This window comes from Paenibacillus sp. NPDC055715 (assembly GCF_053617595.1).
The window spans coordinates 56,781-77,105 of record NZ_JBSHGA010000001.1 but is presented as its reverse complement, the minus strand read 5'-3'; the positions used below and the strand labels follow the sequence as shown (position 1 = coordinate 77,105).

At 46.1% G+C, this 20,325-nt stretch carries 20 protein-coding genes and 1 pseudogene; 20 read left to right on the top strand and 1 reads right to left on the bottom strand.

Annotated features, from left to right (window positions below; all coding sequences use genetic code 11):
* The first annotated feature begins 12 nt into the window (after positions 1-12).
* From pgsA to ACWGOO_RS00265, 16 genes are all read left to right on the top strand, one after another.
* Complete coding sequence (pgsA, locus tag ACWGOO_RS00340) at positions 13-600, top strand: CDP-diacylglycerol--glycerol-3-phosphate 3-phosphatidyltransferase (RefSeq protein ID WP_452480516.1); 588 nt, start codon at positions 13-15, stop codon at positions 598-600.
* Positions 601-695: 95 nt separating this feature from the next.
* A complete protein-coding gene (locus ACWGOO_RS00335) occupies positions 696-1,964 on the top strand; it encodes a competence/damage-inducible protein A (protein ID WP_452480514.1) in 1,269 nt (422 codons plus the stop codon).
* A 247-nt stretch (positions 1,965-2,211) separates the two neighbouring features.
* The gene (recA, locus tag ACWGOO_RS00330) at positions 2,212-3,273 is read left to right on the top strand and encodes a recombinase RecA (protein ID WP_452481576.1); all 1,062 of its coding nucleotides are present in this window, start codon (positions 2,212-2,214) and stop codon (positions 3,271-3,273) included.
* Between the two features lie 187 nt (positions 3,274-3,460).
* On the top strand, positions 3,461-4,210 hold the full coding sequence (locus tag ACWGOO_RS00325; RefSeq protein ID WP_452480512.1) for a regulatory protein RecX: 750 nt from the start codon (positions 3,461-3,463) through the stop codon (positions 4,208-4,210).
* A gap of 374 nt (positions 4,211-4,584) precedes the next feature.
* A complete protein-coding gene (gene rny, locus ACWGOO_RS00320; RefSeq protein ID WP_452480510.1) occupies positions 4,585-6,129 on the top strand; it encodes a ribonuclease Y in 1,545 nt (514 codons plus the stop codon).
* Positions 6,130-6,205: 76 nt separating this feature from the next.
* Positions 6,206-7,000: a TIGR00282 family metallophosphoesterase gene (locus ACWGOO_RS00315; RefSeq protein WP_354451086.1), complete on the top strand. Its 795-nt coding sequence runs from the start codon at positions 6,206-6,208 to the stop codon at positions 6,998-7,000.
* Positions 7,001-7,130: 130 nt separating this feature from the next.
* Positions 7,131-7,391: a stage V sporulation protein S gene (locus tag ACWGOO_RS00310; protein WP_007430104.1), complete on the top strand. Its 261-nt coding sequence runs from the start codon at positions 7,131-7,133 to the stop codon at positions 7,389-7,391.
* 127 nt (positions 7,392-7,518) lie between these two features.
* A complete protein-coding gene (locus ACWGOO_RS00305) occupies positions 7,519-8,532 on the top strand; it encodes a dipeptidase (protein WP_452480508.1) in 1,014 nt (337 codons plus the stop codon).
* A gap of 189 nt (positions 8,533-8,721) precedes the next feature.
* Complete coding sequence (locus ACWGOO_RS00300) at positions 8,722-9,816, top strand: low temperature requirement protein A (protein WP_452480506.1); 1,095 nt, start codon at positions 8,722-8,724, stop codon at positions 9,814-9,816.
* Between the two features lie 127 nt (positions 9,817-9,943).
* Positions 9,944-10,516 carry a phosphate propanoyltransferase gene (gene pduL / locus ACWGOO_RS00295; protein WP_452480504.1) on the top strand — a complete coding sequence of 191 codons (573 nt, stop codon included), beginning with the start codon at positions 9,944-9,946 and terminating at the stop codon, positions 10,514-10,516.
* A 295-nt stretch (positions 10,517-10,811) separates the two neighbouring features.
* Complete coding sequence (miaB, locus tag ACWGOO_RS00290; RefSeq protein WP_452480502.1) at positions 10,812-12,365, top strand: tRNA (N6-isopentenyl adenosine(37)-C2)-methylthiotransferase MiaB; 1,554 nt, start codon at positions 10,812-10,814, stop codon at positions 12,363-12,365.
* A gap of 83 nt (positions 12,366-12,448) precedes the next feature.
* A complete protein-coding gene (locus ACWGOO_RS00285; protein WP_452480500.1) occupies positions 12,449-12,901 on the top strand; it encodes a RicAFT regulatory complex protein RicA family protein in 453 nt (150 codons plus the stop codon).
* A 122-nt stretch (positions 12,902-13,023) separates the two neighbouring features.
* Complete coding sequence (locus tag ACWGOO_RS00280) at positions 13,024-13,446, top strand: PaaI family thioesterase (protein WP_452480498.1); 423 nt, start codon at positions 13,024-13,026, stop codon at positions 13,444-13,446.
* A gap of 65 nt (positions 13,447-13,511) precedes the next feature.
* On the top strand, positions 13,512-14,300 hold the full coding sequence (locus ACWGOO_RS00275; protein ID WP_452480496.1) for an NUDIX domain-containing protein: 789 nt from the start codon (positions 13,512-13,514) through the stop codon (positions 14,298-14,300).
* Between the two features lie 67 nt (positions 14,301-14,367).
* Positions 14,368-14,934, top strand: coding sequence for a cysteine hydrolase family protein (locus tag ACWGOO_RS00270; RefSeq protein ID WP_452480494.1), 567 nt, complete (start codon positions 14,368-14,370; stop codon positions 14,932-14,934).
* Between the two features lie 119 nt (positions 14,935-15,053).
* Positions 15,054-16,517, top strand: coding sequence for a nicotinate phosphoribosyltransferase (locus ACWGOO_RS00265; RefSeq protein WP_452481575.1), 1,464 nt, complete (start codon positions 15,054-15,056; stop codon positions 16,515-16,517).
* 150 nt (positions 16,518-16,667) lie between these two features.
* Here ACWGOO_RS00265 and ACWGOO_RS00260 read toward each other — a convergent pair whose 3' ends face one another.
* A complete protein-coding gene (locus ACWGOO_RS00260; protein WP_452480492.1) occupies positions 16,668-17,183 on the bottom strand; it encodes a MogA/MoaB family molybdenum cofactor biosynthesis protein in 516 nt (171 codons plus the stop codon).
* A gap of 260 nt (positions 17,184-17,443) precedes the next feature.
* Here ACWGOO_RS00260 and ACWGOO_RS00255 point away from each other — a divergent pair, with 260 nt between their 5' ends.
* From ACWGOO_RS00255 to ACWGOO_RS00240, 4 genes and pseudogenes are all read left to right on the top strand, one after another.
* Positions 17,444-17,773 (top strand): four-helix bundle copper-binding protein, encoded by a 330-nt coding sequence (locus tag ACWGOO_RS00255; protein WP_452480490.1) that lies wholly within the window; start codon positions 17,444-17,446, stop codon positions 17,771-17,773.
* Between the two features lie 150 nt (positions 17,774-17,923).
* The gene (locus tag ACWGOO_RS00250) at positions 17,924-18,106 is read left to right on the top strand and encodes a hypothetical protein (RefSeq protein ID WP_452480488.1); all 183 of its coding nucleotides are present in this window, start codon (positions 17,924-17,926) and stop codon (positions 18,104-18,106) included.
* A gap of 86 nt (positions 18,107-18,192) precedes the next feature.
* Positions 18,193-19,058 (top strand): annotated as a pseudogene (gene argS / locus ACWGOO_RS00245) (arginine--tRNA ligase domain-containing protein).
* A 201-nt stretch (positions 19,059-19,259) separates the two neighbouring features.
* The gene (locus tag ACWGOO_RS00240) at positions 19,260-20,228 is read left to right on the top strand and encodes an S-layer homology domain-containing protein (RefSeq protein ID WP_452480486.1); all 969 of its coding nucleotides are present in this window, start codon (positions 19,260-19,262) and stop codon (positions 20,226-20,228) included.
* The last annotated feature ends 97 nt before the right edge of the window (positions 20,229-20,325 follow it).

The following is a 20,325-nucleotide window of genomic DNA, read 5'->3' as shown; positions in this document are numbered from 1 at the left end:
GGAGAGTGTGTTGTGAATTTACCCAACAGAATTACAATAACGCGGATTTGCCTCATCCCGGTGATGATGCTGGCCTTGCTGGTGGATTTTGATTTCTATCCGCCGCCGATTGAGATCGGAGCTTTCAAGCTACCGTATAATCAGTTGATTGCGGCTATCATTTTCCTCGTAGCCGCCAGCACGGATGGTCTTGACGGATATTTGGCCCGTAAAAATAACATGGTCACCAACTTGGGGAAATTGCTGGACCCTCTTGCGGATAAGCTTTTGGTAACTGCTATTTTGGTTTCTTTGGTGGAATTGGGCAAGATTGATTCGTGGATTGTTGTTATAATTGTTAGCCGTGAGTTTGCGGTCACTGGTCTGCGTCAGATTGCTTTACTGGATGGCTCTGTGGTCGCTGCGAGCAACTGGGGCAAAATAAAGACCGTCATCCAGATTGTTGCCATTATAGCGCTGCTCATTAATAATTTCCCGTTTGTTTTTCTGGGTATTCCGTTCGATTTAATAGCGATATGGGCGGCTGTGTTGATCACCATTTATTCGGGTATTGATTACTTTGTAAAGAATATCCATTTGCTGAGCTCCTCCAGAGTTTAACAGGATAAATTTTATGAAAACAGCAACAGGGACTAAACTTATTGCTGTTTTTTTACATAATTCTCACAACATTCGCAGTACGGGAGGGAAAATCAATGAAAGCTGAAATAATTGCAGTAGGAACAGAGTTATTGCTTGGACAAATAGTGAATACAAATGCTCAATATTTATCACAAGAGTTGGCTACAATTGGGATTGATGTATATTTTCAGACGGTTGTTGGCGATAACATGGATCGGCTTCAGGAAGCGGTACGACTTGCTCAGAAGCGTGCGGATATTATTTTGTTCTCCGGTGGTCTGGGACCGACTCAGGATGATTTGACGAAAGATGCGATAGCTGCTGTACTGGGGCGGAAATTGCACATAGATCAACTTGCAATGGACAAGCTGGAACAGTTTTTCCGTAATCGCGGGGTAGAAATGACCGAGAATAACCGCCGGCAGGCGCTTTCTATTGAAGGGGCTACTACGCTTGAAAATGAGACAGGGTTAGCTGTGGGCGACGCAATTGCACAGGACGGTAAATTTTATTTGGTTTTGCCTGGACCGCCTAAGGAACTTAAACCCATGTTTGCAAACCAGGCGAAACCTTGGTTGCTTCAGCAGGTATTGAGCGGTGAGGAAATGCCAATTTATTCGAAAATGCTAAAATTCGCAGGAATCGGTGAGTCAGCTCTTGAAACCCGATTGTTAGATCTGATCCAATCCCAGACGGATCCCACAATTGCTCCTTACGCCAAGGAAGGGGAAGTCACGATCCGTATATCCACCAAGGCGGCCAGCGAGAGCGAGGCACTGGTCAAGCTGGCGGCTACGGAAGTAGAAATTCAGCAGCGTCTTTCGGAATACATGTATGCGAGCGAGGACGTCACGCTGGAGAAGGTTATCGTAGATCTAATGACCAAACGCGGATTCACTGTGAGTGCGGCGGAAAGCTGTACAGGTGGGATGCTGATGGAACACATCACTTCCATACCGGGCAGCGCTGTTATGTTTCAAGGCGGCATCGTGTGTTATTCCAATGAAATGAAAATGAAACTGCTCAACGTGCCTCATGATTATTTGGAAGGGGATCATGCGCCAGGCGCAGTGAGTAAGGAAGTCGCCCTTGTGCTTGCAGAGCAGGCAAGAATAGTTATGGACAGTGATTTTGGACTTTCAGTTACAGGCGTAGCCGGACCTGGATATTCCGAACGGAAGCCAGTTGGCTTAGTATACATTGGTATTTCTGAGCGCGACAAGAAAACGGAAGTACATGAGCTGAGACTGAGCGGAAACCGTGAAACAATCCGTCTGCGATCAGTCAAAGCAATCCTGTACATATTGTGGCGTAGACTGGTGGAGAACGAGAAGCTCTCTTAATGAGCTGTATCCGATGTGAGTTTTCATAGAGTTGTTTTAGGTAAATGATTAATGGTATAGTCATATCATCGGAAGAACCGCTGCAAAAGCCTTTTTGCCTGCGGTTCTTTTTTTGATTTAGAGACAGATGGAAGTACAGAAGAGAACTGCCCAAGTAAAAAAAACGAATGTATGTTCGAAAAAATGCTTGGCAAGCGTGTCAAAACAAGGTATTATTAAAGTACAAACAATGAAGGATGTGAGTTTATTGTCAGATCGTCGTGCTGCGCTGGATATGGCGCTCCGTCAAATAGAAAAGCAATTCGGTAAAGGTTCCATTATGAAGTTGGGTGAGTCCACCCATATGCAAGTGGAAACAATACCCAGTGGTTCGATTGCTTTGGATATTGCGTTAGGAACGGGCGGCTTCCCAAGAGGTCGAATTATTGAAGTATATGGACCAGAATCATCTGGTAAAACAACAGTAGCTCTTCACGCTATAGCAGAGGTACAAAAAACAGGCGGCCAAGCCGCTTTTATCGACGCCGAGCATGCGCTGGATCCGTCGTATGCCAGCAAGCTGGGTGTCAATATTGATGAGTTGTTGCTATCGCAGCCAGATACAGGAGAGCAGGCACTTGAGATTGCCGAAGCGCTTGTACGTAGTGGAGCCGTAGACATTGTTGTTGTTGACTCTGTAGCGGCACTTGTGCCAAAAGCGGAGATTGAAGGTGAGATGGGAGATTCCCATGTTGGTCTTCAAGCCCGTTTAATGTCGCAGGCATTGCGTAAGCTGTCCGGGGCCATTAACAAATCGAATACCATTGCTATCTTTATTAACCAATTACGCGAAAAAATAGGTGTTATGTTCGGTAACCCTGAAACTACACCAGGTGGACGTGCTCTGAAATTTTATTCTACAGTTCGTTTGGATGTCCGCCGCATTGAAAGCTTGAAAAGCGGTAATGACGTTGTAGGTAACCGCACACGTATTAAAGTGGTGAAGAATAAAGTCGCACCTCCTTTCCGTCAGGCGGAAGTGGACATTATGTACGGCGAAGGTATCTCCAAGGAAGGCAGCTTGATTGACATTGGTACGGAGTACGACATTGTCGACAAGAGCGGAGCCTGGTATTCCTATGAAGGTGAGCGACTCGGCCAGGGACGTGAAAATGCGAAGCAATTTCTGAAGGAAAATCCGAACATTGCTAGCACGATCGAGCAAAAAATCCGTGTGGCCAGCAATCTTATCACGACAATAGCTCCGCCGACAGAAGAAGAGTTGGCAAAGCAAGCTAAGGAAGAACAGGAATTGCTGGAGCTTGAATAAAGCTTAGTTAAATCCTGGTTTATGAACTGGAGCGAGGGTGTCCGTTTGAATAGCATGTTTCTGATGCCCTGCACAGTTGTGCAGGGCATTTTTGCATCGAATGTGGCCTGCGTGTCAGTTGCATTTTACTTTTGCGTGGCGGGCATTCTCAGCTTGCTTTCGTGAATATCAAAGTGAGGGAAGCACATTGCAATTGGAAGATGAAGGTGAACACACTTCGAAGGAAAATGAGCAGCAAGGCATTTCCTTTTTTCCTGATCATGAGGAATTGATGGTTACGAGGGTGGAACAGGAGCAGGGTAGGAAACGCGGGAGATACACGATTCATTTTGGCCCGTATTCATTGTCCGTACTGGAAGATGTAATGATCAAGTACAATATGTTCAAAGGAACGACTTTCGTCAAAAAGGAACTGGAAGAAATCGTTCTGGCGGACGAAAAGCAACAGGCATACGTGCACGCGCTTCGTTATTTGGAACGAAAGCCGCGTACACGTCAGGAGATTGAGCAGCGTTTGACGCAAAAGGAAATGGGCCAAGCTGTTATTGATGAAGTGTTGAACCGTCTGGAGCGGGAGCAACTTGTGGATGACGATCTATACGCCCGTCAGTGGGCAAGGCAGCGCATAACGAGCCAGCGGAAGGGGAAGATGTGGGTAAGGCAGGAACTGCGTCAAAAGGGCATCTCTAAAGCCTCTATCGGGGAAGCTTTAGGTGAGGTCAGCGATCATGAGGAATGGGAGAGCGCTTTGATTGTCGGACGCAAGAAATGGAATCAGGTACGTGGAGATATAATGGAGAAGAAACGGAAAACGTACCCCTTTCTCATGAGACGCGGATATTCGGGGGGGATGACACGCCGCGTAGTTAATCATCTTACGATGGCTGAGCAAGACGGGGCTTCCGATGACGGGGAATTATCGCTGTGGGATGAATAGTTGTTAAACAGCCGGGGATCCATTAACTGGCCTAAGCGAACAGGATGAGCTGGTTATCGCACGGAAAGCCACATGGTAATCTACTAAAGTTTGCATTCCCTTGACAATGCTATTTGTCAAATAATAAAATATATATGAAACGATGCTTGTGGAACACCCTTTTTCCTTCCAAAAAAGCGGAGCCCATGAGTACGTTCTCATCGCCAAATAACAAGTGATGCCGCTATGCCAGGCGGAATTGTACGTGTGAAAGCATGTGCATATGAAATGAAACGGCCGCGTGCCGTTATCTTAGTTTGACGATCAAAGCTAATGTGACAATTGCAAAAAGTCCCAAGGAATGCCTTGGAGGAATCAACGGGGAGGTGAACAGTATGATGACTGCGATCTGGTTCGTTCTCGTTGCTGTAGCCGCGTTATTCTTTGGGTTCGGGATTGGTTATTTTATTCGCAAATCTATTGCAGAAGCTAAAATCTCCAGTGCGGAAGAAGCTGCCGCGCAAATCGTGGAGAACGCGAAAAAAGAGGCAGAAGCGCTGAAGAAGGAAACGGTATTGGAAGCGAAAGATGAAATCCATCGCATCCGTGCCGAAGCTGAAAAGGAAACTCGTGAGCGTCGGAATGAAATTCAACGGCAGGAACGAAGACTGCTGCAAAAAGAAGAATCGCTGGATAAAAAATTGGAATCGCTGGAACGTAAAGAAGAACAAGTGGCCAACAAAGAGAAACGAATCGATGAAACCCAGCAGCAGATTGATTCGATTTATAAGAGTCAGGTAACTGAGCTGGAACGTATTTCCAATCTGACGACGGAAGATGCGAGAAGTATTATTCTGTCCAACGTAGAGCAGGAAGTTCGCCATGAAACCGCTCAGATGATTAAGGAAATTGAGCAACAGGCCAAAGAAGAAGCGGACAAAAAGTCTCGTGAAATCATCACACTGGCCATCCAACGCTGTGCAGCGGACCATGTGGCGGAAACGACGGTTTCCGTTGTCACGTTGCCAAACGAAGAAATGAAAGGCCGAATTATCGGACGTGAAGGCCGTAATATCCGTGCGCTTGAAACCCTTACGGGAATTGACCTCATTATTGATGATACGCCGGAAGCGGTTATTTTGTCTGGATTTGATCCGATTCGCAGAGAGATAGCGCGTACTGCGCTTGAGAAGCTCGTAGCGGACGGACGGATACATCCGGCTCGTATTGAAGAAATGGTGGAAAAATCCCGTAAAGAAGTGGATGAACGAATCCGCGAGTATGGCGAACAGGCCACCTTCGAGGTGGGTGTGCATAGCCTGCATCCGGATTTAATCAAGATCCTGGGACGTCTCAAGTTCCGTACAAGCTACGGACAGAACGTATTGAAGCACTCGATGGAAGTTGCATACTTGGCAGGTCTGATGGCCGGAGAACTGGGCGAGGATGTTACACTGGCAAGACGGGCAGGGTTGCTACATGACATCGGGAAGGCGCTGGATCACGAAGTGGAAGGATCACACGTTGAAATTGGCGTGGAACTGGCGAAGAAGTACAAGGAACACCCGGTCGTCCTCAACAGTATTGCTTCACATCACGGCGACTGCGAAGCGACTTCAGTGATTGCTATGCTGGTTGGGGCAGCAGATGCCCTGTCGGCAGCAAGACCGGGAGCGCGACGTGAAACACTGGAGACGTACATCCGTCGTCTTGAGAAGCTGGAACGCATTTCCGAGTCTTTTGAAGGTGTGGAAAAATCGTACGCCATTCAAGCAGGACGCGAAGTTCGCGTTATGGTGCAGCCAGAGAAAATTGATGATGCGGAAGCATTCCGATTGGCTCGCGATATAACGAAAACGATTGAGAATGAACTGGATTATCCGGGACATATCAAGGTTACCGTCATTCGTGAGACTCGCGCGGTAGAATACGCAAAATAAAAGCAATTTAACGAAAAGTGGCCGCTGTTTGTAGGGCCACTTTTCATTATGTAAGGCATACTAGGGAGGGTTTTCTATCAACGTATTATTTATTGGAGACATCGTCGGTAGCGTAGGCAGAAAGGCATTGAGGGAGAATCTTCCTTCGTTGAAATCAAAGTACAACCCGCACATTATTATCGTTAACGGAGAAAATGCAGCTTCGGGAAGAGGGATTACCCCTGCGATCGCACGGGAGTTTTTTGATTGGGGCGTTCATGGTATTACGATGGGGAATCATACATGGGATAATAAGGAAATATTTGATTTTATAGATGATGAGCCACGTATTATACGTCCGGCCAACTTTCCGCCGGGAACACCAGGACGAGGCTATACAGTAGTGAAAGGTGGAGGCAAGGAGCTGGCGATTGTTAACTTGCAGGGCAGAACTTTTTTACCAGCCATTGATTGTCCGTTCCGCGCAGCTGATGAAATTGTAGATGAACTGCGCAAAAAGCATAAGCATATCTTGGTCGATTTTCACGCCGAGGCGACCTCAGAGAAAATTGCTATGGGTTGGCATCTGGATGGTCGCGCTTCAATCGTGGTGGGGACGCACACACATGTACAGAGCAATGACGATACGATTTTGCCACAGGGAACAGCGTATCAGACGGATGCAGGTATGGTAGGCCCTTATGAGGGAGTGCTCGGCATGCAGAAAGAGGCTGTGCTACAGAAATTTCAGACCCAGCTTCCGGTACGCTTTCAAGTGGACATGGGGAAATGGCACTTTCATGCCATCAGTGTAGAGCTGAATGATGACGATGGAAAAGCCCGTAAAATTCAGAAAATCAGACTAAAAGAAGATGAATGGCGGATGGATTAACGTTTTTGGAAGCTGATTAAGGAAAGAATAAGGAAAACTGTCACGAAAAAGCAGGAATTTTTTGCTGACCCTCGAATAACATTTAGATAGTGGAATCAAACCATCATCATTCCCAGGGGAGGTATTTACTATGGATGTATTAAAAGTATCAGCAAAATCCAATCCCAATTCAGTTGCAGGCGCACTCGCAGGGGTACTGCGTGAACGCGGAAATGCCGAATTGCAGGCGATTGGAGCAGGTGCACTGAATCAAGCCATTAAAGCTGTAGCCATTGCCCGGGGATTTGTCGCACCAAGCGGAGTGGATTTGATTTGTATTCCTGCTTTTACGGATATTGTTATTGACGGAGAAGACCGGACTGCAATCAAGCTGATTGTAGAGCCAAGATAATAAATGCTAGTTGCCTCAGCCTGTTTGCGATGGTGTAAACAGGCTTTTTTGCATGGAAGTTGCCTGTTATTACATAGATTGTAAGATAGCTTCATCATGTTGTAATCTATGAATGGAGGTAGGATGCATGAACAGTAGGCTACACACGAAATGGCCGGTTGCCGATTTGCATTGTGATGTGTTGTGTAAGATGCAGCTCAATCCGCAGGTGGATTTCAATCATTCGTCGCTTGATGTTACAAGAGAGCGTTTGTTAGAAGGCCGTGTGCACTTGCAAACATTCGCTATATATATTTCCCGGGTGCTAGGTACGCCAAGATTTGAGCATGTAATTCGTCAGGTTGAACTGTTCAGGCAGCATATAATATCCCCATCTGGCGGGTTGAAGCCGCTATTGTGGAAGGAAGACTTGGAAGAACGCAAGGATACAACATTGGTAAATATGGAATGTAATGTAATGCAACAACTTCAAGGATCACCCTGGGCTCTGCTATCGCTGGAGGGAGTGGACGCGCTGGAAGGGAATCCGTTTAATGCTGAACTGTGCTATGCCTTGGGAATCCGATTGATCGGGCTGACGTGGAATTATGCAAATTGGGCGGCTGACGGCATTATGGAGCAGAGGGGTGGCGGACTGACTCGCAAGGGACATGAGTTGGTCAAGCGCTGTAATGAATTAGGTTTGCTACTAGATGTATCTCATTTGTCTGTACAAGGCTTCTGGGAGGTGCTGGAGGAGGCAGCTCAACCGCCGATTGCTTCACACTCCAACGCCTTCGCGGTATGTCCTCACCCACGTAATCTTCGGGATGAGCAGATTCGTGCGTTGATCGCGCGTAACGGACGGATTGGTTTGACTTTCGTCACGATGTTTCTCAAAGAGCAGGGTACGGTGACCGCTGAGGATTTGTTGCCACACATTGAACATCTTTGTTCACTAGGCGGCGAACGGCATTTGATGTTCGGATCTGATTTTGACGGTATCGAACATCATGTGCAGGGGCTGGAGCATTCAGGGAAATATCCACGTTTTGCGGAACTGCTGCTGAAGCATTATCCTGAGGAACTGGTCAAGGGGTGGCTGAAAGGACATGCGCTGGAATATTTGCAAACGAATCTGCCTTCCAAAATGTCTTCTTAAATAGCTATTTATAGAAGTTATTTTTGGTTACCCACACCCTTGACAAAGCGAGATGTATTACGAAATAATTGGAGCATCCTAAAGTGGTAGGGTGCTAAAACAACGCTTGCTGAAATATGACATACCTTGGGGCGAGCCTGACGAGTCACCATGCTGTACAGCCATGTCAGAGGGGAGCTCTATTACATAATGTTGATAAAAAAGGTTACCTGGCTTGAGCTCTTTTATGACTTATTGTTCGTAGCCGCTGTCTCCAAGGCCACTCCTGTTTTACTACATGTTGAACATGGTAGTATTTCTTTGGAGCATCTGGCGAAGTTTGTTTTGATTTTTATTCCGATATGGTGGGCTTGGGTAGGACAAACGGTCTACAACAATCGTTTTGGTGAAGACAGTATGACGCATCGAATCTTTATGATTCTGCAATTGTTTTTCGTGTTAATTATGACCGCCAGCCTTAATATAGATTTTGATGCCTATTATGTATCTTTTTTTGTGGGCTATATTGGTTTAAGAGGTTTGACTGTCGTTCAATATTTACTCTCAGCACCCAAAGAAACGGCTCATAAACAGGAAACAGCTCGTTTTTTCGGAACCTATTTTTGGATCGGAATAGTCATCTCTAGTTTCTCCTTCTTCTTTGACTCTTGGGTTCGGTATTTGATTTTATATACCGGTATTGCTGTTGATATCCTCGTTCCCTTGATTGGTCGTAAAAAATTGGTGATTACACCAATCCATACGGAGCATCTTTTAGAGCGCTTTGCACAGTTCACCTTAATTCTGCTTGGCGAATCAGTGATCAGTATGCTTTCTGTTTTACAATCCGATCATTTTACGGTCTCTTCCGTTGTATTTGCTGCCTTGGCTTTTGTATTAGTCATCGCAATCTGGTGGCAATACTTTGAGAATATGGAGAAGCACGCAGATAAATCAAAACAAACAGCAGGACAGACTATCATTTACGGCCATTTGTTTATTTATCTTTCACTTAGCATGCTAGCTGCTTCGATACAGCTCTTGTTTTTGGGAAAAGTAGACTATATCTTTATAGTTTGTTTTACTTTTGCTTCAGTTCTTATTTACTTTTTGTCGGTTCTGCTAGTATTTCATCGGTATAGATTAAATCATCCTAAACCAAGCCTCAGAGTCATTCTTTTTTTAACTGGAGTCCTCTGTGTCTTGTTTATCCTTAACGTATTTATTGTCGTTCCCTTTCATCTCATCGTAGCTGAAATCATGCTGTTCTTTATCCTGTTCGCTAAAATGACGGTTCACGATTAAGGCTAATTAGGGCGAAAAACGGAACTTTGTCTCGCTTTCCTTTTCTTTCTTGGCAAAGTAGGAGTATAATAGTATAGATGTGCAAAGTTGTGCAAAGTATTGTATAGAGAAAAAGGAGTGACCTACGATGAGTAAAATCGTACCTGTCGGCGTTTCCGCACGCCATATTCACCTGACTCAAGAGCATATTGAAATTTTGTTCGGAGCAGGATATCAACTGACTGAATTTAAACCTTTGTCTCAACCAGGACAATTTGCCGCAAATGAAACGGTAGCTGTAATTGGTTCTAAGGGACAATTTGAAAAGGTTCGTATTTTGGGACCAGCTCGTCCAGCTTCCCAGCTTGAAATCTCTTGCACAGATTCCTTTGCTATCGGCGTAAAAGCGCCTGTACGCGAATCTGGCAGCATTGACGGTACACCAGGAATCACAGTAAAAGGACCAGCCGGAGAAGTGGAACTGCAAGAGGGTGTAATCGTAGCTGCCCGTCACATTCATTTCCATACATCTGATGCAGCAAAATGGGACATTAAGGATAAGCAGTTGCTGAAAGTACGTGTCGGCGGCGAACGTGGTCTTGTATTTGAAAATGTTCTTGCGCGTGTGTCCGATTCTTTTGCTTTGGATATGCATATTGATACAGATGAAGCGAACGGAGCCGGTGTGAAAAACGGTGACAACGCTGAAATCGTAGACTAATATACGTATATAATGCCGAAAGGCTAAGGGTTCGATTCTTGCTAAAGAGTCGGGCTTTTTTACATACTAAGGATTCTCAAAAATTTTACCTATAGAAATATGGATATTAAATTTACAGCGTGCCCATTTCGCGTTCGCGGGGATATATGGCGATGGCTTATAAATCATGCTATAATTTAGTGTAATGCCTTTTTCAAAGGAGTTTTCACAGGCTAAAAAGAGATGTACCCATATGTAAAGATACGGTAAAAGCGTAATTGGCGTGAAATAGATGGTGTAAGGAGTGACCAAAGGAATGGCCAAGGAAACGAAAGATTACTCCAAATATTTTGATTTCTCGGATGCGAAGATCATTTCTCAGGATGAGCATAGCAAGAAGATCCGCATTCGCGGACGTGAAATCAATATTATGGCGGAGCCGAATCATAGAAAAGAAAAGCAACGCGGTAAAGAGGACGTACAGGTATTGTATGATAATGCAGTACCGGATGAACTTAAGCATATCGGCGAGGGAAAGCATTACATCGTGTACACATTCGGTTGCCAGATGAACGAGCATGATTCGGAAACGATTAAAGGATTACTGGAGCAAATGGGTTATCAGGCGACAGAAGATCGTAAGGAAGCGGACATCATCTTGCTGAATACGTGTGCGATCCGTGAAAATGCGGAGGACAAAGTATTTGGTGAGCTGGGTCACCTCAAGCATCTCAAAACAGAGAAGCCGGGTATGCTGCTCGGCGTATGTGGTTGCATGTCACAGGAAGAGAGTGTCGTCAACCGGATTTTGCAAAAGCACAGTTTTGTCGACATGATTTTTGGTACCCATAATATCCATCGTCTGCCGCAGCTCGTCAAGGAAGCACTCTTTAGCAAAGAAATGGTGGTCGAGGTGTGGTCCAAGGAAGGCGACATTATCGAGAACCTGCCGAAGAAGCGTGAGGGTATGCGGGCTTGGGTGAACATTATGTACGGCTGTGATAAATTTTGCACCTACTGTATTGTTCCGTTCACACGCGGTAAGGAAAGAAGTCGTCGTCCCGAGGATGTCATTGCTGAGGTACGGGATTTGGCACGTCAGGGCTTTAAGGAAATTACTTTGCTGGGTCAGAATGTCAACGCCTATGGCAAGGACTTAAAGGATATGAATTACAGATTCGGGGATCTGATGGACGATATGCGTAAGATTAATATCCCGCGTGTACGTTTTACAACATCACATCCGCGTGATTTTGATGACCATTTGGTTGAAGTGCTCGGTAAGGGCGGCAATTTGGTGGAGCATATCCATCTGCCTGTTCAATCCGGTAATACGGATATATTGAAGAAAATGAACCGAAAATATACACGTGAGCGCGTTCTGGAGCTGGCAGCGAAGATCAAAGCGGCTGTTCCGCATGTTTCGCTGACAACGGATATTATTGTAGGTTTTCCGGGCGAAACGGACGAACAGTTTGAAGATACCATTTCTCTCGTGCGCGAGGTTGGTTACGACTTTGCCTACACCTTTATTTATTCGCCACGTGAAGGTACACCGGCGGCGTCCATGGAAGACAATGTGCCTATGTCGGTCAAAAAAGAGCGTCTCCAGCGTCTAAACAATGTGGTGAACGAAAACAGCCTCCGCTTTAACGGTAGACTGCGTGGCGAGGTCGTTGAGGTGTTGGTGGAAGGCGAGAGCAAAAATAACAGCGAGGTGCTTGCTGGCCGGACCCGTTCCAATAAGCTGGTGCATTTTGAAGGTTCCAAGGATCTGATCGGTACCTTTGTGCAGGTGAAAATTACGGAGCCTATGACCTTTTACATTCAGGGTGATTTGGTTCAAACTGCCGTGGCGGTTAACGATTAACAAAATAGCGTAGCAAGGTTAGCATGTGGATCAAATATGAGTTGTGTGTACGACCGTATAAGTGAGAGAAGGAGCTATGAACAGTGACAGAGGAGCGGTTGCAACAGTCAGAGCTTCAACCGGCGGAGCGCCAACATGATCATTTGGTCAATCGCGATATGATATTGGCGAAAGCCCAAGAGTTGGCGGGTATTTTAGGTAACAGTGAGGAAGTGCAGGTATTTCGGAAAGCAGAAGATAAAATCCGTGATCATCAGCACATCCAGCATCTGATTACAGCGATGAAGAAAAAGCAAAAGGAAATTGTGGCCTTCGAATCCTTGAAGAATCAAACCATGATTGCCAAAATAGAGGCCGAGCTTCAGGAGCTTCAGGAAAAGCTTGACGGCATTCCGATTGTAACGGAGTTTCAGCAAAGCCAGGTAGAAATTAATGAGCTGCTACAAATGGTTATTATGGCAATTCGTGATACGGTTGCCGAAAAGGTGAATGTAGAAGAGGGAAAAAGTACTTCCTCCTCTAATTGCAGTGACTAGAATGATGTATGGTGTGGAAGCTCAGCTTCCACGCCTTTTTTTCAGGAGCAACTTGTTATCATGTACCGTACTAGACCTCAAGAGGAAATGTGAGGCATCATAGAAAGGATGAAAACAAGAAAATGGATAACTTACGTAGTTTGTTAGAAGATGAAGTAAACACATTTTGGAATTATTTGGGCTGTGAATTGATCGAAGCTGATGCAAATGAGGTACATATCGCTTTACAGGCTGGGCCCCAGCATACTAACGTAGTGGGTATTGTTCATGGAGGCGTACTCACTTCATTGATGGATCAGGCCATGGGGATGGTTAGCATGGTCTCACGCAATATGGAAATGTGCGTGACGACAAATCTGAACGTTCATTTTTTGTCAGCGATGAAACAAGGGCGATTGGAGGTTAAGGCAAGAATTCTCCATCAAGGAGGGCGTACCATAACGACTGAGGCGGAAGTGAAGGATAGTGAAGGAACGCTCGGCTGCATGGCTACGGCGACATTCTGGGTATTGCGTAAACAACCAGGTCAATTGGGTAATGCTTGACGCTTGACAAAAGTTTTTATTATGTCATAATGAATTTATCAAAACGATATAACATGGTGATGCCAATGGATAACGAACGTATAAATGAAGAGGCGCAGAAGGCGTCGTATAACATTAAGAAATATCGGACCCCGGATGGTGCTCCGGCAGATATCGTCATGTTCACCTTGACCAAGCGGGAGCGCAAGACGGTGACGAAGACGTTGCCAATCCGTGAGCTGAAAGTAATGCTTATCAAGCGCCGCAGATGGCCGTTTGCCGGACGCTGGGCCTTGCCCGGGGGCTTTTGTCAGGAAGATGAATCTATGTACGGAGCCGCCAAGCGCGAGCTGTTAGAGGAAACCGGCGTGGATGGCGGGCATCTGGAGTATCTAGGTGTGTATAGTGGACCTGGGCGTGATCCGCGCGGGTGGATTATATCGCATGCGTTTTTTGCTCTGGTAGAGGAATGGATGTTAGAGCAACGGCAAGCGGCGGATGATGCTTCCGAGGTCGGGATGTTCACGATCCGTGAAGCGCTGGAGGAATTGGAGCTGGCATTTGACCACCGCGACATTATTGTGGATGCTTATCGGAAGATTCAGTTGCAAATGCTCCAGACGACGATAGCTAAGCAGTTTTTGCCTCTGCATTTTACATTGGGCGAGCTGTATCAGGTCATTCAAAGTGTCGTACCGGATTTCGAAGAGCCGAACTTTATTCGCAAAATAACATCGACTCGCAGCAGACAGGGAATACTGGAAGAGGTACGGGATGAGAACGGCAAACCGCTCAGCTCCAATCAGTACTCACAGAGACCTGCACAGCTTTATCGTTTTAGTGACAGAGTGCCGCGCTTGTCTATCTACACCTAATGTATTGCAGTAGGTCACGTAAAGAGCGCACAATCCCCAATTTGAGGATGAAGGAGCTGACTGTACGATGAGGGCATTAATCGTTATTGATTACACGAATGATTTTGTGGACGGCAGTCTGCCTGTTGGACAACCGGCAATTGGGCTGGATGAACGGATGGCAGCTATTACGCAGGTGTATGTGGATGAAGGGGATTTTGTCGTTATGGCAGCGGATTTGCATGAGGAGAATGATCTTTATCACCCGGAGAGCAAGTTGTTTCCTCCTCATAATATTCGTGGAACCGAGGGACGAGATTTGTATGGCATGCTCTATAACCTCTATGAGAAACAGAGTGATTCCATCTATTGGATGGATAAAACACGATACAGCGCGTTCGCTGGCACGGATCTGGAACTCAGATTGCGTGAACGTGGTATTACGGAAGTTCATTTGATCGGTGTGTGCACGGATATCTGTGTACTGCATACGGCTGTAGACGCTTATAACAAAGGTTTTGCGATTACGGTATACAAGGACGCTGTGGCGAGCTTTAATCAGGCCGGACATGATTGGGCTTTGGGTCATTTTCAGGGCAGTCTGGGAGCCGATGTATGGTCGGCTGAGGATACGATTTTACGCCAGAAGAAGTAAATAACTTTGCGATTGTGCACCAATATCCGATAACAAAATGGAGTCGGATGTTGCTGAATCCGGATGGACGAGGCGGTACGCCGCTGCAAAACCGGGGACAGTCAGAGAGGATGATTACGATGCAGTCAACGAGCCTCGCATTACATACAGATAAATATCAGATTAATATGATGTACGCCCATTGGGTGAACGGAAGCCACCAGCGCAAAGCTGTGTTTGAGGCATATTTCCGCAAGCTGCCCTTTGGCAACGGATATGCGGTGTTCGCAGGTCTGGAACGCATTGTGAATTACATTGCAAACCTGCGTTTTACAGAAGAGGATATCCGTTACCTTTCAGAGCAGGAGGAGAGGTATGATCCCATGTTTCTGGAGGCATTGCGCCAGTTTAGGTTTGGCGGAACCGTTCATTCGATGAGAGAAGGGGCGCTTGTTTTCCCGAATGAGCCTCTGATACGCGTTGAAGGAACGATTATGGAAACACAACTGGTCGAGACAGCGTTGTTGAATTTTATGAACTACCAGACGCTGATTGCGACGAAGGCGTCGCGCATCAAGCAGGTGGCAAGCGGCGATACGCTGCTGGAATTTGGCACACGGCGGGCGCAGGAAGCAGATGCGGCGATTTGGGGAGCACGGGCAGCTTATGTAGCGGGTTTTGATGCAACATCTAATATGCTGGCAGGTGAGCACTTTGGTATTCCGACGAAGGGAACGCATGCTCATTCCTGGGTGCAGACCTTTATGAGCGAGCAGGAGGCTTTTGACGTGTATGCGAAGGTTTTACCGGATCAGGTCACACTGCTGGTGGACACCTTTAATACGCTGGAGAGCGGCGTTCCTCATGCGATTCGGACAGCGAAGATGCTGGAGAGTCAGGGCAAACGCATGAATGCAATCCGTCTGGACAGTGGTGACTTAGCCTATTTGTCCATTCAGGCACGGGAAATGCTGGATGCTGAAGGCTTGGATTATGTACAAATTGTAGCCTCCAATGATTTGGATGAAAACACGATTTTCAACTTAAAGGCCCAAGGCGCGCGTATTGATGTATGGGGTGTGGGAACACAGCTCATTACAGCTTCGGATCAACCTTCACTGGGCGGGGTGTACAAGCTGGTCGAGCGGGAAGTAGAAGGCGAAATGCTGCCGACGATTAAAATTTCCGGCAATCCGGAAAAGGTATCCACACCGGGCAAGAAGGATGTATATCGTATTATAGATAAGAAGAAAGGGAGAGCTGTCGCCGATTATATTTCTTTTCCGGATGAAGATCGTCCGCGCAATGGAAAGCGGCTGAAACTCTTTAATCCGTTGCATCCGTACATGAAGAAATATGTGGAAAATTACGAGTCAGTTCCGATGCTGGAGCCTATTTTCGTAAATGGGCAGAAAGTGTATGAACTTCCCGGGCTGGATGAAATTCGTGCATACCATACTTCCCAGTTGCAACTGTTCTGGCCAGAATATTTGCGGAAAATGAACCCGGAAATTTACCGTATAAATCTCAGTGAAAAGGTATGGGGGCTGAAACAAAAGCTGATCGACAGCTATATGCAGCCAGAAGTGGAAGAAAAGGAATAGTTTTAAGAGGCACCCTGCAAATGATGGGGTGCCTCTTTGTGTTTCAGAGCGTAAGAAGAAAATCTGTGTGTGTTATACTTATTTATCATTACCCGGGAAAGCGCAGGATGCGTCAATTTTTGCGTGTTCGAGTGAACCGACTTATAAAATTCACTTGTAAATTTCCCTCATGACATGCCGCAGCTCAGGTATAATAATCCGTTCCATTGCTAAACGGACGGCTCCACGCGAGCCTGGCATAGAAAATACGGCCGTCCGGTTCACGGTGCCTGCCACAGCACGACTTAATATCGCTGCTGAACCAATATCCTCGGCAAAGCTTAAATAACGGAAGATTTCCCCGAATCCGGGCAGTTTCTTATCCAGCAGAGAGGAAACGGCTTCATACGTTGTATCACGCGGGGAAATACCGGTGCCGCCTGTCAAAAGTACAGCCTCAATGTCATCGCGTTCGGCGGCTTCGGATACCAGTTGCCGGATACCATCATAATCGTCTTTGACGATAACATATTGGACCACCTGATAGCCGTTCGTTTCCAGCAGATCCACCAGTAGGCGTCCTCCAGTATCTGTCTCCACGGTACGGGTGTCGGAGACGGTTACAACCATGCAGCTAACCTGCTGCGGGGCCTCCCGCCGATGTTCCTCTACAGAAGATATATTCATTGCAATGCTCACTCCTCAATCTATGGTTAGACATACTCTTTTTACAATAGAGGAATGATTGCTGGTGTGCAAGTCAGGAGTAGGCACTAGGGAATTGTGTGATTTATCCCCTTGCACGGATGGTCTGGAATATAGTACACTTCCTTACATAAGTCGGGACTTTTTGTTTGGTTATTGATGAAAGTGTGAATAACGGTTGATTAATCTCAATTTTCAGCGGTTAATAATAAGTAGGGTCAACAACAGGGAGGTAATGTATTATGAAACATTCATACCAACAATGCGTGGATGCTTGCCTGGAATGTATGAACGCTTGCAATGTCTGTTACGTGGCGAGCTTGAAGGAATATGATTTGGCTATGCTGCGCGAGTGTATTCGAGTGAGCCGGGAATGTGCAGAAATATGCGGGTTTACTGCTCAAATGTTGGAACGCGGAACGGAATTCGCCGAGCAAATTTGTGAGTTCTGTGCGAAAGTCTGTGAAGTATGTGCTGCTGAATGGGGTAAGCACGCCCATGAGCATTGCAAGCAATGTGCAGAAGCCTGCCGCCGTTGTGTTCAGGCTTGCCGCCAAATGGTGGCTGTGTAATTACATATTATCGAGTCAGCGCCTGAGCAGAAAATAAAAGATTGCTTTCCACTAGATAGGTTTGTATAATGATGGGAATTAACGTCTTGGAACGGGAGAATAGCAGGGGAGCCATATCATTACAGCGAGCCGGAAAAGGTGGAAGCCGGTATGAGGCCCGATGTGAAGCGCACCCGGGAGGCGGTTGTTCCAACACGGAGTTCCGTTAGTAGCTCAGTCCGGCAGACATCGTTATTTGTCATTGGAGTGAAATCGGCAATTATGCATAGTTCGTTGCACAATCCGATTTACGAAGAGTGGTACCGCGGGGATATTGAAGTTCTCGTCTCTTGAATAATTCAAGAGGCGGGAGCTTTTTTTGTTAGATTCTAGTGCAAAAAGGAGAGAAAGCTATGTTGATGTTGATCGTTACTTAAGCTATTTCCGCCCATACGGGCTTGGAGGATAGGGAGATTTCATCTTTATTGGAGGTACCGCCACAGCCGGAATGGGGAGATGTGGCGTTTCCCTGTTTTTTGCTGGCTAAAAAGTTTCGGAAGGCTCCGCAGCAAATTGCGGCTTATAAAAGATGGGGAAATGAGGGGCAGCTACAGCAAGATCTGATTGGAGAGTCACTTAAGCTGTAAGTGCTTTTTCATAAGGAAGCCGAGTATGACCCATCTTTGGAGGACGAAGGTCGAGAATGGTTCCGCCGTCTGGAGCATGGAGATACCGAGGCTCAATGGCTATGGGAGTTTTTTGTTGAAGTCAGTCTGCGAGAATTTGATCGCATGTACCAGCGTCTGAACATTACATTCGACCCTGTGCTGGGAGAGAGCTTTTACAATGATAAAATGCAGGCGGTTGTTGCCCAATTAAGGACGAAAGGTTGATGCATTAACCTTTGAAGGTGAGACAGGTCCTTATGTATAATACACACATGCACGTATACGCAGTCTTTTGGAAAAAGCTCATGCTGGCGCTGGTTCTAATATCGACGTTCCTACAAGGGATAGTCATGCACCTGATCCAACTTATGCACCGGATGAAATACTGGGGGAGCAGGCTGGGCGCTGCTTAAGCAACTGGTTCATTATCAGGGACAACTGGTGCGTGCGGCTCGGCAACTGAACCTTCGGTTATCGCGAGGTTTGCGCTGGATACGGCACAGGCGTTTAACCGCTTTTACGCCAAGGAACGGATTGTTGATGGTGGGCTGTGGCGTATTCAGTTGGCGGAACAAACCGCTGATATTTTGGCACATACGCTGCAACTCCTTGGCCTGAAAGCACCCTATCGGGTGTAGTCAAATGGGCAAAAAAAGAATGACAGCAAAGTGAGTATCCTTAGCATACAGTCTGGAATGTGAACAGAAAAAAGTTAAACGGGTTACACTAACTGTAAGCACTATATATCTTTTTACAATCAATTTTTGAGTAATTGAAACATTTGCTGATAGTATTTCGTCGATAAGTATAGAAACATAGTAAATCTGGAGGTGCATCTCATGAAAAAAAACAAAAGTGTGACAGCAGCTTTGCTCGTGATCTGTTCGTTGGCAGTGGCTACGTCAGTCTCTGCTTTTCGTGATATAAAGGGAACGGAGCAGGAGAAGATTGTAAGTTCGCTTCAGAACAAAGGTATTATTCAGGGTATTACCAAGGATAAGTTTGCGCCTGATCAATCACTTACGTATGCACAAGGGGTGCATTTGGTTATTAATGCGATGGGCCTTCAAGTTATGCCGGATTTCACGACGGGTTCCTTCGCAAATATTCCGTCTTCGGCATGGTATGCCAAGTCTTACCGGATTGCGGCTCAACACCAAATTCCTTTGTCACCGGACATTGATCCAAGCACGCAGATGACAAGAGTACAATTCGCGAATATACTGTACAAATCGGTTAGTGCAACCGGAGAATATCCAACAGTCCGCATGTACATTAATGTTGCGGATGGCAAGAAGCTGGACCAAGATTCAAGCGAAGCGGTTCAGTTCCTGCTGTTGACCAAAATTGCAAAATTAGATGAAAAGAGAAACTTTAATCCAAATCGTAAGGTAACCCGAATGGAGGCGGCAGAGATGGTCTATAATGCATCCGAATTTGTGCAAAATCATAAACCGATTGAGTCCACTCCAGAAAATCCGGCTGAGTCTTCAGATCCGGGCCAGCAAAATGGCATTAGTATGAGTGTAGAGAAAGTGAATGACCAGCAGAATAAGGTAACATTAACCCGATTCCAGGCACCCAATCCAGGTTACGGCATTGAAGTGGATCATATCGACTACGTAGATGACGCCAATGCAGTGATTTACTATAAGTTGACAAGTCCAAAGCCGGGGGAAATGAATATTCAGGTCATTACGGATACCCACACAAGTACACTGGTGGCCAGCAAGTATAAAGTTACGATTAAGGCGGTAGAGGGAACCGTTCTTCCTCCTACAGGATCAGGCACCTCGGTAGCCCAATAATACTTGTAACCTACACACGAAACATATATTTAGAAAAAGCAAAACAGCAAGCCTCCATTGTGTTTATCTGGAGACTTGCTGTTTTTTTTATGCATGC

Coding starts and splice junctions, on each gene's coding strand:
- miaB (WP_452480502.1), top strand. CDS start 10,812: ATGGCCAAGGAAACGAAAGATTACTCCAAATATTTTGATTTCTCGGAT.
- ACWGOO_RS00300 (WP_452480506.1), top strand. CDS start 8,722: ATGTTGATAAAAAAGGTTACCTGGCTTGAGCTCTTTTATGACTTATTG.
- ACWGOO_RS00280 (WP_452480498.1), top strand. CDS start 13,024: ATGGATAACTTACGTAGTTTGTTAGAAGATGAAGTAAACACATTTTGG.
- ACWGOO_RS00305 (WP_452480508.1), top strand. CDS start 7,519: ATGAACAGTAGGCTACACACGAAATGGCCGGTTGCCGATTTGCATTGT.
- ACWGOO_RS00260 (WP_452480492.1), bottom strand. CDS start 17,183: ATGAATATATCTTCTGTAGAGGAACATCGGCGGGAGGCCCCGCAGCAG.
- ACWGOO_RS00275 (WP_452480496.1), top strand. CDS start 13,512: ATGGATAACGAACGTATAAATGAAGAGGCGCAGAAGGCGTCGTATAAC.
- ACWGOO_RS00250 (WP_452480488.1), top strand. CDS start 17,924: ATGAGGCCCGATGTGAAGCGCACCCGGGAGGCGGTTGTTCCAACACGG.
- rny (WP_452480510.1), top strand. CDS start 4,585: ATGATGACTGCGATCTGGTTCGTTCTCGTTGCTGTAGCCGCGTTATTC.
- ACWGOO_RS00270 (WP_452480494.1), top strand. CDS start 14,368: ATGAGGGCATTAATCGTTATTGATTACACGAATGATTTTGTGGACGGC.
- ACWGOO_RS00255 (WP_452480490.1), top strand. CDS start 17,444: ATGAAACATTCATACCAACAATGCGTGGATGCTTGCCTGGAATGTATG.
- ACWGOO_RS00265 (WP_452481575.1), top strand. CDS start 15,054: ATGCAGTCAACGAGCCTCGCATTACATACAGATAAATATCAGATTAAT.
- pduL (WP_452480504.1), top strand. CDS start 9,944: ATGAGTAAAATCGTACCTGTCGGCGTTTCCGCACGCCATATTCACCTG.
- ACWGOO_RS00335 (WP_452480514.1), top strand. CDS start 696: ATGAAAGCTGAAATAATTGCAGTAGGAACAGAGTTATTGCTTGGACAA.
- ACWGOO_RS00310 (WP_007430104.1), top strand. CDS start 7,131: ATGGATGTATTAAAAGTATCAGCAAAATCCAATCCCAATTCAGTTGCA.
- ACWGOO_RS00240 (WP_452480486.1), top strand. CDS start 19,260: ATGAAAAAAAACAAAAGTGTGACAGCAGCTTTGCTCGTGATCTGTTCG.